The sequence below is a fragment of the Caballeronia sp. J97 genome, assembly GCF_905220305.1.
Classification (GTDB): domain Bacteria; phylum Pseudomonadota; class Gammaproteobacteria; order Burkholderiales; family Burkholderiaceae; genus Caballeronia.
This window is the reverse complement of sequence record NZ_CAJMZL010000032.1, coordinates 76,092-88,495: the sequence shown is the minus strand read 5'-3', so window position 1 is coordinate 88,495 and position 12,404 is coordinate 76,092. Positions and strand designations below refer to the sequence as shown.

10 protein-coding genes are annotated in these 12,404 nt (G+C 65.0%); 3 read left to right on the top strand and 7 right to left on the bottom strand.

The annotated features are described in order from the left end of the window. Positions 1-40 precede the first annotated feature (40 nt). Genes U4Y90_RS29835 through U4Y90_RS29810 form a run of 6 tightly spaced genes read right to left on the bottom strand, consistent with a single transcriptional unit; the run spans position 41 to position 7,868 of the window. A complete protein-coding gene (locus U4Y90_RS29835; protein ID WP_321800027.1) occupies positions 41-1,000 on the bottom strand; it encodes an ABC transporter permease in 960 nt (319 codons plus the stop codon). Positions 1,001-1,007: 7 nt separating this feature from the next. Continuing rightward, positions 1,008-2,507 carry a sugar ABC transporter ATP-binding protein gene (locus tag U4Y90_RS29830; RefSeq protein WP_321800026.1) on the bottom strand — a complete coding sequence of 500 codons (1,500 nt, stop codon included), beginning with the start codon at positions 2,505-2,507 and terminating at the stop codon, positions 1,008-1,010. A 17-nt stretch (positions 2,508-2,524) separates the two neighbouring features. Further along, a complete protein-coding gene (locus tag U4Y90_RS29825; RefSeq protein ID WP_321800024.1) occupies positions 2,525-3,544 on the bottom strand; it encodes an ABC transporter permease in 1,020 nt (339 codons plus the stop codon). Next, positions 3,541-4,620 carry a sugar ABC transporter substrate-binding protein gene (locus tag U4Y90_RS29820; protein WP_321800023.1) on the bottom strand — a complete coding sequence of 360 codons (1,080 nt, stop codon included), beginning with the start codon at positions 4,618-4,620 and terminating at the stop codon, positions 3,541-3,543. The genes U4Y90_RS29825 and U4Y90_RS29820 overlap by 4 nt, the downstream gene beginning before the upstream one ends. 41 nt (positions 4,621-4,661) lie before the next feature. Then, entirely contained in the window at positions 4,662-6,332 is a 1,671-nt protein-coding gene (locus tag U4Y90_RS29815) for a GMC family oxidoreductase (RefSeq protein ID WP_321800021.1), read from the bottom strand. A gap of 27 nt (positions 6,333-6,359) precedes the next feature. Beyond that, positions 6,360-7,868, bottom strand: coding sequence for an aldehyde dehydrogenase family protein (locus U4Y90_RS29810; protein WP_321800020.1), 1,509 nt, complete (start codon positions 7,866-7,868; stop codon positions 6,360-6,362). A gap of 53 nt (positions 7,869-7,921) precedes the next feature. Here U4Y90_RS29810 and U4Y90_RS29805 point away from each other — a divergent pair, with 53 nt between their 5' ends. Then, positions 7,922-8,710, top strand: coding sequence for a TetR/AcrR family transcriptional regulator (locus U4Y90_RS29805; RefSeq protein ID WP_321800019.1), 789 nt, complete (start codon positions 7,922-7,924; stop codon positions 8,708-8,710). Between the two features lie 26 nt (positions 8,711-8,736). On the opposite strand, the gene U4Y90_RS29800 is transcribed toward U4Y90_RS29805, so the two are convergent. Continuing rightward, positions 8,737-10,266, bottom strand: coding sequence for an acyl CoA:acetate/3-ketoacid CoA transferase (locus U4Y90_RS29800; RefSeq protein ID WP_321800036.1), 1,530 nt, complete (start codon positions 10,264-10,266; stop codon positions 8,737-8,739). 213 nt (positions 10,267-10,479) lie between these two features. Here U4Y90_RS29800 and U4Y90_RS29795 point away from each other — a divergent pair, with 213 nt between their 5' ends. Beyond that, positions 10,480-11,625, top strand: coding sequence for an acyl-CoA dehydrogenase family protein (locus U4Y90_RS29795; RefSeq protein WP_321800018.1), 1,146 nt, complete (start codon positions 10,480-10,482; stop codon positions 11,623-11,625). Continuing rightward, positions 11,622-12,401, top strand: coding sequence for a 3-ketoacyl-ACP reductase (locus tag U4Y90_RS29790; RefSeq protein WP_321800017.1), 780 nt, complete (start codon positions 11,622-11,624; stop codon positions 12,399-12,401). Before U4Y90_RS29795 ends, U4Y90_RS29790 begins: the two co-directional genes overlap by 4 nt. Positions 12,402-12,404 lie beyond the last annotated feature (3 nt).

Genomic DNA, 12,404 nt, shown 5'->3' with positions numbered 1-12,404 from the left:
AACAAGAACCTTCATGCCCACCTACTCCTTCGATAAACACTCATTTGATGATCAGCACTTTCGACCTGTCGAACGCCACCGTCACCGCAACGATCAGAATCAGCCCGAACACGATCTGTTGCGCGAACACGCTGATGCCGACGAACGTCATCCCCACACGCGCCACCGACACGAGCAGCGCTCCGACGAGCGTGCGCGCAATGCCGCCCGAGCCGCCCGTCAACGCGGTGCCGCCGACGATCACCGCGGCGATGGCGGGCAGCAGAAACTGATCCGCCAGTGTCGGCGAACCGCTGCCCAGCCGCCCTGCCATCACGACGCCCGCCAGTCCCGCGAAACACGACGATGTGGCGAACACGAGGCACTTCGTCACCGGCACGCGCAATCCCGAAGCGATCGCGGCCGGCTCGCCCGCGCCGATCGCATCGACACGCCGTCCGAAAACCGTCGCGCGATGCAGGAACACGCACAGCGCGAAGACCGCCGCGCCGAGCAGAATCTCGTGCGGAACGCCGAAGGACGCGCCGGTCGTCCAGCCGAGCGATGCATTGCGCATCTCGTCGCTGATGCCGATGGAGCGCGTACCCGACAAGGTCAGCGCGCAAGCCGACGCCATGCCGCCGACCGCGAGCGTCGCGATGAACGACGGAATGCGCAGCACCGTCTGCAACACGCCGCTCAGCAAGCCGATGCCGAACGATGCCGCGAGCGCGACCACCGCGGCCATCGGGCCGAGCCGCGGCAGCAGCATCGCGACGATGACGCTCGCGAGCGACGCCACCGCCTGCAACGACAGATCGATACTGCCGAGCAGCACGACGAAGGTCGTTCCGGCGGCCATGATGAAAAGCGTCGAGCTATCCGCGAGCAAGCCGAACTGCGTGGACAGCGTGAAGAAGCTCGGCTGCGCCAGTTCGATTGCAAGGTATAGCGCGATGAGCGCGGCGAAAGGCGCTTGATCGCCGAGCCGGGCCTTGATTGATGCATTGATGTTCGGCATGTTGACCTCAAACCATATGTTCGACGACATCGACCTGCGAAGGCTTGCTGCCGACTTCGCACGGCAGGATGACTTCGGCGCGGCCGTCGCGCATGACCATCACGCGATGACTCAGCCCGAGAATCTCTTCGAGCGTGTCGCCGGTGAGCACGACCGCGACGCCATCGGCCGTAAGTTCGCGAATGAGCTGATAGACCTCCTCCTTCGCGCCGACATCGAGACCGCGCGTCGGATGATCGAGCACGAGAATCGTGCTGCCCGCGAAGCGCCACTTCGCGAGCACGACCTTCTGCTGATTGCCGCCCGACAGATTCCGGCACGATGCATCGGGACCCGGCGCCTTGATATGCAGACGTCGAATCCACTCGTCGGCGAGCGCGCGTTCCTCCGACTTGCGCACCACGCCCGCGTGACTCACCGCAGAGAGACGCGGCAGCGTGAGGTTCTGCGCGACGCTCATTTGCGTGACGAGCCCTTCGATCTTGCGCTCGCGCGGCACATAGCCGATGCCCAGCGCGACCGCGTGATTCGCCTGTGGCTTCAGCCGCGTGTCGCCGACGAACACCTCGCCCGAATCGAGCTTCTCCAGTCCCGCGATCACGCGACACAACTCCTCGCGTCCCGAGCCGACGACGCCCGCCACGCCGAACACTTCGCCGCGATGCACGTCGAACGAAACGTCCTTCAGCGCGGACCCGAGCGACGCATGACTGACCCTCAACGCGGCATCGGCCGTATAGGGCTTCTGCAGATGCTCGCGGTAGTACTCGCCGTTCATCGACCGTCCGACCATCAGCTCGTGCAGCTTGCTCACCGATGCCGATTCGCTCGCCATCTCGGAGACGACCTTGCCGTCCTTCATCACGTAGACGCGATCGCTCAACGAGAGCAGTTCATCGAGCCGATGCGAAACGAACACGAAGGAAGCGCGCGCCTTCAACTCGCGCACGAGGCGAAACAGAATGTCGATCTCCGCGGCTTCGAGCACGGATGTCGGCTCGTCGAGCAGCACGACCGGCATGCCGTTCGCGCGGCTGGCGAGCGACAGCGCACGCGCCAGCTCGACCATCTGCCGCTGGCCGAACGAAAGCGCTTCGCACGGCATCAGCGGATCGACGTCGAGATGCACGCTCGCAAGCTCCCGCTCCGCAGCGTGTTTGAGTCTGGTCCAGTTGAGGCGGCCGAACGAGACGAAGTCCTCCTCGCGGCCCAGAAACAGGTTCTCGGCCACCGTGAGATTCGGCAGGATCGACTGCTCCTGATACACCATCGCGATGCCTTTCGCGGTGGCGTCGCGCGGGTTGCGAATCGCCATCGGCTTGCCGTCGAGCGCGATCTCGCCCGAATCCTGGCGGTACGCGCCGGTCAGCAGTTTCATCAGCGTCGATTTGCCCGCGCCGTTCTCGCCGATCAGCCCGACGATTTCATTCGGCCTGATCTCGATGCTCACGTCATCCAGCGCGAGCACGCCGGGAAAACGCTTGGTGACGTTCTTGAGTGTCAGCATGTCGTGTCTCCCGTCGATTACTTCACGATGCGCCGGCGCGAGCGGTTCAGCGCGAGCGTCACCGCCGCGATGATCAGCACGCCCTGAATGCCCTGCTGCACATACGGCGGCACACCGAGCAGCACCATGCCGTTGCCGAGCACGACGACAATCAGCGTGCCGATCAGCGTATTGAGCGGACTGCCGTTGCCGCCCGCGAGCGATGTTCCGCCCACGACGATCGCCGTGATCGCAATGAACAACTGGCCGCTCGCGATCATCGCGTGCCCCTGGCCGTACTGCGCGACCGCGAGAACGCCCGCGAGGCCGTAGAACGCGCCGGCCAGCGCGAAGATCGCAATGCGCACCTGACGCACCTTCACGCCGGAGAGCCGCGCGAGGTCCTCGCCGCCGCCGATGGCGAGCGTATGCCGTCCGATCAACGTATGCCGATGCACGCCCCACGCGATTGCAAGCGCGCAGAGCGCGATCCACACCGAAAGCGGCAATCCGGCATAGCGCGCGATCGAGATCGAGCGCAGCGCCGTGTCGCTCACGCGGATCGTATTGCCGGACAGCCACGCCGTGCCGATGCCCGACGCCACGAAGCCGACCGCGAGCGTCGTGATGAACGACGGAATGCGCAGGAACACGTGCAACACGCCGTTGGCGAGACCCAGCGCGACACCCGCCGCGATCGCCACGGCCAGCACCCACAAGCCGAAGTGGTTGTCGTTGTACGAGTTCTCGACCAGCATCGAAATGGCGATGGCCGCCACGGCCACGATGCCTTCCGCCGACAGATCGATGCTGCCGAGCTGGATCACGAAGGTGCCGCCGAGCGCGATGGTGAGCGGGATCGCCGCCGAAATCGCGATACGCGACAGGTTCATCGGATCGAAGAAATCGTGGTTGAGCGCGCCGATGCACAGGCCCAGCGCGACCAGCACGAGAAGCGGGGAAAAGCGCCGCAACGCCGTTCGCGCGGCGGCGCCCCTGAATCCGGAAAGGCCCGGAGCAATGGCCTGACGGGCAGGCGCCACGGAGAGCTTGTTCATCGATACACCACCGGGCCCGACACGCGGGCATAGACGTTGTTCCAGTCAGCCGCGGGTTTGGACGCGCGCGCCATGACCTCCTGCACGTTCGCCTTGGTGACGAAGGTCGCCTTGCAGAACGACTCGCGCTTGTCCTTGGGCAAGCCGGCGACATCGAGCTTCTTCTCTTTCGCCTGCAAACCCATCGACAAGCCGATGCCGCCGAGCCAATAGGGATCCCAGTCCACCGACGCGATCAGTTCGCCGACCTTGATCGCCGCGAGTCCCGGCTGCGTGCCGTCCATGCCGGTGACGGGAATCTGACCGGCCAGTCCCTCCGCGCGCAATGCTTCGAGCGCGCCGAGCGCCATGTCGTCGTTGGCGGCCCATACGCCCTTGATCTTCGAATTGAAGCGCGTCATCCATGCCTGCATGATCGGAAACGCCTTTTGCGAATTCCAGTCCGCCACCTGAAAGTCGAGCAGCTGGATGCCGGGATACTTCTTCAGCGCGGCGTCGAGTCCGGCCTTGCGCTCGATCGCCGGCACGTTGCTGAAGATGCCGCCGAGCGCGACGACGCCGCCCTTGCCGCCCATCGACTCGAAGAGCTTCGTCGCGCATTGCTCGCCATACGCGACGCCGTCGTATGAGAGATGCGCCACGTAATTCGGATTCGCGTCCCAAGGATGCAGGTCCTTCGGCTTGTTCCAGATTGTCGTGACGAAGGCGCCCGCCTTCGAGCAGGCTTCGACGATCACGCGGGCATCGGCGGAATCGTTCGGATCGACATTGAGCACGAGGTTGCCATTGGTCTTTTGCAGCAGCGCGCGTATGTCGGCGATACCTTTCTCCGAGCTGCCCTCGGTCGTGAGCGGCACATACGGCAGGCCGACGCTCTTCGCGAAGTTCTCGGCGCCCTTGTTGAACGCGCTGTAGTACGGATTGGTGAGCGAGCGGAACGAACAGGCGAGCGTGGTCTGCCCCGCGCCGAACGAAAGGCCCGAGAGGCCGCCGCCGGCCACGGCGAATGCCGCGCCGGCGCCGAGCTTCATGAAATCGCGGCGCGAGAAGGTCGAGTGTGAATCGTGTCGTGACATGATGTCTCCTCCGGGAGGACAATAAATATCTGGATATTTACTTACTGATCGCACTGCAATGGCTGGCCGGCGATCACCGGCATGTCGCGCTTCTTTTCGGTCGCCGCCTCCACCTGCGGCGCATGTCCGCGAATCAGGTCGGCGGCCTTCTCCGCGATCATCAGCGTCGGCGCGTTGGTGTTGGAACTGACGATGCGCGGCATGACCGACGAATCGGCGACACGCAGCCCTTCGATGCCGCGCACGCGCAACTGCGGATCGACGACCGACATCTCGTCGACGCCCATCTTGCATGTGCCGACCGGGTGATATCCGGTGCGGCCGTACTGCTGCGCATACGTTTCGTAATCGGATTGAGTGCGCACGCTGTCGCCGGGAAAATGCTCGCGGCGGATGTACTTGCGCAGCGCGTTCTGGTTCATGATCTCGCGGCTCTGCCGGATGCCTTCGACCGCTACCTTGAGATCGTAAGGATCGCGAATATAAGCCGGGTCGATGATCGGCGCGTCGGCGGGATCGGCGCTGTGCAGCGTCACGCTGCCACGGCTTCTCGGGCGCAGGAAATAGGAATTCAGCGTGCATCCCGAACCCGACGGCACCGGCGGCACACCCGCTTCCACGCCCGCGCCCGGCAGGAAATGGAATTGCAGATCGGGCGTCGCGACCGTGCGGTCCGAATACCAGAACGCCCCGCCCTCCGCGATGTTCGACGTGACCGGCCCCTTGTTGAACAACTTGTATTCGAGTCCGGCGAGCAACATCATGTGTTTCTTCGCGTACTTGTCGAGACTGTACGGACCGTTCAGCTCGTAGACGATATCGATATCGAAATGGTCCTGCAGGTTCTCGCCCACGCCCGCGAGCGCATGCAGCGGCTTCACGCCCGCGCGCTCCAGTCCGGCCGGATTGCCGATGCCCGAGAGCATCAGCAGCTTGGGCGAGCCGATCGCCCCGGCGGTGACGATCACTTCGCGTTCCGCCCGCGCGATGATCGCATCGCCGCGCGCGCCCCGATCCGCGTACTCGACGCCCACCGCACGCCCGCGCTCGATCACGATGCGCGCAACGACGCAGTTCGTCTTGATCGTGAGGTTCTTTCTCGCGCGCGCGTCGCGCAGATAGCCGACAGCGGCGCTGCACCGCCTGCCATTGCGTTGCGTCACCTGATAGACGCCGACGCCTTCCTGGCGTTCGCCGTTGAAGTCGCTGTTATACGGCATGCCGGCTTCCTGTCCGGCGCGCACGAACGCCTTCGTCAACTCGTTCACGCTGATCAGGTCCGACACGCCGAGCGGCCCGCCCGTGCCGTGATACTCGTTGGACAGACGCTCGTTGTCCTCCATGCGGCGGAAGTACGGCAGCACGCCGTCGCGATAGCTCCAGCCGGCGCAGCCATCGTTCGCCCAGCCGTCGTAGTCGGCGGCCTGGCCGCGCGTGAAGACCATCGCGTTGATGGAGCCGCCGCCGCCGAGCACGCGGCCTTGCGCGAACGGAATCTGCCGGCCTTGCGTTTCGGTCGCCGCGGCCGTGCGATAACCCCACGTCAGCGGGCCGCCCGTCATCTTGAAGAAGCCGACCGGCATGTGGATGTACGGGTCCGTATCGGGCGGGCCGGCTTCGAGCAGCAGCACCCGGTTGCCCGCGTCTTCGCTCAGGCGCGCGGCCAGCGCGCAACCCGCCGCGCCGCCGCCCACGATCACATAGTCATACATGGTTGTCTCCGATGCTTTTTCGCTGCTTCAGCCGATCCAGCGCGGCCGGTTGCCCAGTTGCACGTGGGCCGATTTCAGTTCCGTGTATTCGTCGACGCCATGGCGCCCCGTCTCGCGCCCGATGCCCGACTGCTTGAATCCGCCGATGGGCAGTTCCGGCCCGCCGGTGATCGTGCAGTTGATCCACACGCGCCCTGCCTGCACTGCGCGCATGCTCTTCATCGCGCCTTGCAGATCGCGCGTCCAGATGCTCGCGGCAAGCCCGTACGGCACGCCGTTGGCGAGTTCGATGGCTTCATCGAAGGTGTCGAACGCGCTGACCGCCAGCACCGGCCCGAAGATTTCCTCCTGCGCGAGCGTGCTGCCCGGATCGACGCCGCGAAACACCGTCGGCTCGATGAAAAAGCGCTCGCCCTCATCGATCGCGCGGCCGCCGCGCACGAGTTGCACGCCGTCGCGCCTGCCTGCTTCGATGAAGCCGCGAATCTTCTCGAACTGCCGTGCCTCGACGATCGCGCCGACATGATTCGACGCATCCAGCGGATCGCCGACGCGCACCTTTTCGAGCACCGCGCACACGCGCTCGACCAGCTCGCCTTCGATCGACCGATGCACGATCAGCCTGCTTCCCGACACGCAGCACTGCCCCGCATTGAAGCTGATGCCGAACGCGATGGCATCGGCGGCGTCGTCGAGGTCCGCATCGGCGAACACGATCTGCGGATTCTTGCCGCCCAGCTCCAGCCCGACCTTCTTCATGTTTCCACCCGCCGCGGTCATCACGGCGCGGCCCACCGGCGTCGAACCGGTGAACGAAATCATGTCGACGTCCATGTGCTCGGCAAGCGCCTGCCCCACGACCGAACCGAGCCCCGTCACCACGTTGACGACGCCATCGGGCAGGCCCGCCTCGGTGAGCAGCGCGGCCAGCTTGAGCGTCGTAGTCGAGGTCAGTTCGGCAGGCTTCACGACGACCGTGCAACCCGCCGCCAGCGCGAACGGCAGGCGCTCCGAGAGAATGAAGAACGGAAAATTCCAAGGCGTGACGATGCCCACCACGCCGACCGGCTGCCGCATCACGAGGCCGAGCATGTCGGGGCCGAGCGTGTCGTGGGTATCGCCGTGCACGACGCGCGCGAGACCCGCCGCGTATTCCCAGATGCCCGCCGCCGCGTTGATCTCGCCGCGCGACTGCGCGATCGGCTTGCCGCTTTCCAGCGTCTCGAACCACGCGAGCGTTTCGCAGTTCGCGCGGATGAGCCGCGCCGCTTCGAGCAGGACCGTCGCGCGCTCTTCGCCCGAGATGCGCGACCAGCGTCCGTCATCGAAGGCGCGGCGCGCGGCCGCGACAGCCATGTCGAGGTCCTTGCGGGTGCCGCGCGCCGTCGCCGTCACCGGCACGCCATGACCCGGGCTCTTGCGTTCGATGAACTCATGCTCCGCGCTCGCGTGATGCCTGCCGTCGACATACATCGCGGTGCGTATCGCCTCGCGTGGAAGATTCAGGGCTGCTTTCGATTCACTCGTCGTCACCATGTCTGCCTCTTTCGAAAACCATGTTGCCGAAGCGCCGTGCGATTCGGCCGTGTATGTACTACCCGGTTACTCTCTTTAGACGACCGTTTTGGTTTATAGTCGTCGCCAGAACGCCGGCATCGGCCGGCTCCCGGACTCTTGCGGATGAGAACCCCATGACCATTGCGACTACTCCAGAAAAAGCGGCCGCCAAATCCGCGAAAACCACCGCTACGCGCCAGCCCAGACAGCGCGACCCCGAAGTGACGCGCGCCCGAATCCTCGATGCCGCGAAGAAGGAGTTCGCGAAGCTCGGTCTCGATGGCGCCCGCGTCGAAGCCATTGCTGCGCGCGCGAAGTCCAACAAGCGGATGATCTATCACTACTTCGGCAGCAAGGAAAACCTGTTCCTCGAAGTGCTGGAGGAGGTCTATGCCGACATCCGTTCCGCCGAACAAAAACTCGATCTCGATCATCTGTCACCCGAGGACGCCATCGCCGCCCTCGTCACGCATACCTGGAACCACTACCTTCGCCATCCGGAATTCCTGAACCTCGTGAGCAACGAAAATCTTCACAAGGCTCGTCACGTGAAGAAGTCCGCGCGTTTCATGGAACTCCATCAGGGCTTCACGTCGATGCTGCAACGCATCCTCGATCGCGGCGTCGCGTCCGGCGCATTCCGCAGCGGCATCGATCCGCGACAACTGCACATCACGATGGCCGGCATCAGCTACTACTATCTGACCAATCGTTTCACGAGCGGGCTGATCTTCGACTTCGACTTCATGGACAAGGCAGCGCTCGATTCCCGCCTCGCCTTCAATATCGACACCGTGCTGCGGACGATCCGCAAGTCCTGAACGGACCCGCGTGGCGAGCGCGCGGCTTACGCGCTTTCGCCTTGCGCCGCCATCGCGCCGTTCGCCGGCGTGAGCAGCCGTTCGTCGACGAGCGGGCGAAACGCCATGCGCGCGAGCACATCGCGCTCGATATCGATGCCCGGCGCAACCTCAATCAGACGCACGCCTTCTTCCTCCAGACGGAACACCGCGCGCTCCGTCACATACAGCACGTCCTGACCCGTGATGCGCGCGCGCTCCGCGCTGAACGTGATGTGCTGCACGCGCTCGACCAGCTTCGGCACGCTGCCCGGCGAACGGATGCACACGCGCCCTTCGTGCTCTTCCACCACCAGCCCCTTTGCCTCGAAGCTGCCGCAAAACACGATCTTCTTCGCGCCCTGCGTGATGTCGATGAATCCGCCCGGACCCACGACCGACGCGCCCAGCTTCGACACGTTGATGTTGCCCGCGCGATCCATCTCGCCCATGCCGAGGAACGTCACGTCGACGCCGCCGCCGCTGTAGAAATCGAACTGATCGACGCTCGACAGAATCGCGTCTGCGTTGCGCGCGGTGCCGAACATCGCGCCGTCAAGCATCGCGCCGTTGTGAATGCCCTGCTCGACCGATCCCCAGAAGCTGCCCATGCGCCCCTGATCCGCGAGCAACGCGGGAATGCCGCCCGGAATGCCGAAGCCGAAATTCGCGGACTGTCCGGCTTCGAGCTCCCGCGCCGCGCGCGTGGCGATGATGCGGCGGATGCCGGTCGGCAGTTCATAGAAGCCGTCGCCGACCGGCGTTTGCACTTCGCCGCTGATGGCGGGGTCGTAGTCCGCGACCGCGCACTGGACCTGCGGCGCATGTTCGACGATCGCATCGACGAGAATGCCGGGAATGCGCACGAGCCGCGCCGGCACATAGTCGCCCTGTGCGCGCGCCTTCACCTGAACAATCACGCGGCCGCCGCTGTTGTGCGCGGCGAGCGCCGCCGCGTAGACATCGAGATCGGCCGGCTCGCGGCGCAACGTCACGTTGCCGGCCGCATCCGACGTGGAGCCGCGAACGATCGCGAAGTCCACCTTGAAGGGCTTGTAGCGAAGGTACTCGCGGCCGTCCAGCTCGACGAGCTCCACGAGATCCTCGGTCGCGCGGGCATTGATCTTGCCGCCGTCGACGCGCGGGTCCACGAAGGTCCGCAATCCCACATGCGTGATGAGCCCGGGCCGCCCCGCGCCGATCTCGCGCAACAACGTGGAAATCGCGCCGGCCGGAAAGCTGTAGGCCTCGATCGACTCGTTCTGCGCCAGCCGTTGCATTGCGGGAGACCAGCTCCAGTGCCCGCCGATCACACGTCTGACCATTCCCTCGTGAGCGAGACGGCCTAATCCGCTGCCTTTGCCGTCGCCTATGCCGAGCGCATGAACGATCGTCAGATCGCGCGGATGCCCGGTCGCAAGGAAACGCTCCTCGAGCTTCGCGAGCACCGCGTCGGCTTCCAGCAGACCGCCGCCGGAACCCGCCAGCGCTATCGTCGCGCCATCGAAAATTTGCTCGACCGCGTCCGCGGCCCGCATCCACTTGCTCAAGTCATCCTCCTTTCTGATCCGCCGCGAAACACGTTGACAGCGGCGATCCGTTGGTCTTAAATAACCCACCAGATGGTTACTTGTTGCGAATACTGGCACACGAAACCACGTAATTCAAGGGCTTTTTGCGAGGCGCTCGGGTTTACCTGAACGGGCGACCGAACGCATATTCCGGGCCCTTCCCTATCGATCGGAGACGACATGAAACTCTCGGAAACACACCAGCAGTTTCGCGACACGACACGGCGCTTCGCGCAGGAAGTCATCCGTCCGCTCGCGGAAGAACTCGACCGCGAAGAGCGCTTTCCAGCGGAGATTTATCGGCAGATGGGCGAGCTCGGACTCTTCGGCATCACCGTGCCGGAAGCGTTCGGCGGCGCCGGTCTCGATGCCGCCGCCTACGCGCTCGTCATGGAAGAGTTGTCGCGCGGCTATGCGTCGGTGGCGGATCAGTGCGGCCTGCTCGAACTCGTCGGCACGTTGCTGAGCGTGCACGGCACCGACGCACAGCGCGCGCAGTACATGGAGCCGTTGTTGCGCGCCGCGCTGCGTCCCGCGTACTGCATCACCGAGTCCGATGCGGGCACCGATGTCTCCGGCATCCGCACGACGGCCACGCGCACCGCCGACGGCTGGGAGCTGAACGGCGCGAAGCTGTGGATTCACAACGCGCCCGTCGCCGATGTCGCGTTCGTGCTCGCGCGCACCAATCCCGCCGCGGGCAAGCGCGGCATGAGCATCTTCATCGTCGACTGCCATCTCGAAGGCGTGTCGAAGGGGCCGAAGGAACACAAGATGGGCCAGCGCGCATCGCAGGTGGGCGAGCTGCATTTCGATCGCGTGAAGCTGCGTCACGATGCGCTGCTCGGCGAGGAAGGGCGCGGCTTTCACATCATGATGAGCGTGCTCGACAAGGGCCGCGTCGGCATTGCGGCGCTGGCGGTCGGCATTGCGCAGGCGGGGCTCGAAGCCGCGCTGGAGTATGCGCAGACGCGCAAGCAGTTCGGCAGTCATCTCGCCGAATTTCAGGGCGTGCAATGGATGCTCGCCGACATGGCGAAAGACATTCAGGCCGCGCGCCTGCTCGTGCATGACGCGGCCGAGCGTCTCGATGCGGGCGATCGCGCGAGCATCGCCTGTTCGATGGCGAAGTGCTTCGCCGGCGACACCGCCGTGAAGCACAGCGCGAACGCCGTGCAGATCTTCGGCGGCAGCGGCTACATTCGCGGCTATGAAGTCGAGCGGCTGTATCGCGACGCGAAGATCACGCAAATCTACGAAGGCACCAACCAGATTCAGCGCACGATCATTGCGCGCGATCTCGTCGTGAACGGAGCCTCGCTGTGAGCGCGCGGCCCATTGCACTCGTCACGGGCAGCCGGCGCGGGATCGGGCGCGCGATCGCCGTCGAGCTCGGGCGCGCGGGCTTCAATATCGCCCTCACCGATATCGCCGCATCCGATGAGCTCGATCAGGCGGCGCGCGAAGTCGAAGCAACCGGCGCGCGCGCCATCGCCGTGGTCAACGATCTCGCCGATCTGAGCAGCCATCGCCCGATGCTGCTCGATATCGAAGCGCGGCTCGGCAGCACGATCGATTGCCTCGTGAACAACGCGGGCGTGTCCGTCATGTCGCGCGGCGATCTGCTCGACGTCACGCCCGAGAGCTTCGACCGCTGCGTGACGGTGAATACGCGCGGCACGTTCTTTCTCATGCAGACGTTCGCGAAGCACATGCTAGAGCGCACGCGCGGCAGCATCGCGGCGCATCCGAGCGTCATCACGATCACGTCGTCGAATGCCGTCGCGGCTTCGCCGTTGCGCGGCGAATACTGCGTGTCGAAGGCGGGGCTTTCGATGGCCAACACCTTGTTCGCGTTGCGGCTCGCGCCGCACGGCATCGGCGTGTACGAGGTTCAGCCGGGGCTCATCGCGACCGAGATGACCGCGCCGTCGAGAGAACGTTACGACGCGCAAATGGAACAAGGTCTCACTGCCATCAAGCGCTGGGGCACGCCGCAGGAAGTGGCCATCGCCGTGCGCACGCTCGCGACCGGCGGTCTGCCCTACAGCGTGGGCCAGGCCATCCGCGTCGATGGCGGTCTGCTCGTCACCAAATACTGATCC

What these genes read in the sequence shown, in the direction of transcription:
- U4Y90_RS29835 (WP_321800027.1), bottom strand. Translation starts at nt 1,000, where the DNA reads ATGCCGAACATCAATGCATCAATCAAGGCCCGGCTCGGCGATCAAGCG.
- U4Y90_RS29830 (WP_321800026.1), bottom strand. Translation starts at nt 2,507, where the DNA reads ATGCTGACACTCAAGAACGTCACCAAGCGTTTTCCCGGCGTGCTCGCG.
- U4Y90_RS29825 (WP_321800024.1), bottom strand. Translation starts at nt 3,544, where the DNA reads ATGAACAAGCTCTCCGTGGCGCCTGCCCGTCAGGCCATTGCTCCGGGC.
- U4Y90_RS29820 (WP_321800023.1), bottom strand. Translation starts at nt 4,620, where the DNA reads ATGTCACGACACGATTCACACTCGACCTTCTCGCGCCGCGATTTCATG.
- U4Y90_RS29815 (WP_321800021.1), bottom strand. Translation starts at nt 6,332, where the DNA reads ATGTATGACTATGTGATCGTGGGCGGCGGCGCGGCGGGTTGCGCGCTG.
- U4Y90_RS29810 (WP_321800020.1), bottom strand. Translation starts at nt 7,868, where the DNA reads ATGGTGACGACGAGTGAATCGAAAGCAGCCCTGAATCTTCCACGCGAG.
- U4Y90_RS29805 (WP_321800019.1), top strand. Translation starts at nt 7,922, where the DNA reads ATGTACTACCCGGTTACTCTCTTTAGACGACCGTTTTGGTTTATAGTC.
- U4Y90_RS29800 (WP_321800036.1), bottom strand. Translation starts at nt 10,266, where the DNA reads ATGCGGGCCGCGGACGCGGTCGAGCAAATTTTCGATGGCGCGACGATA.
- U4Y90_RS29795 (WP_321800018.1), top strand. Translation starts at nt 10,480, where the DNA reads ATGAAACTCTCGGAAACACACCAGCAGTTTCGCGACACGACACGGCGC.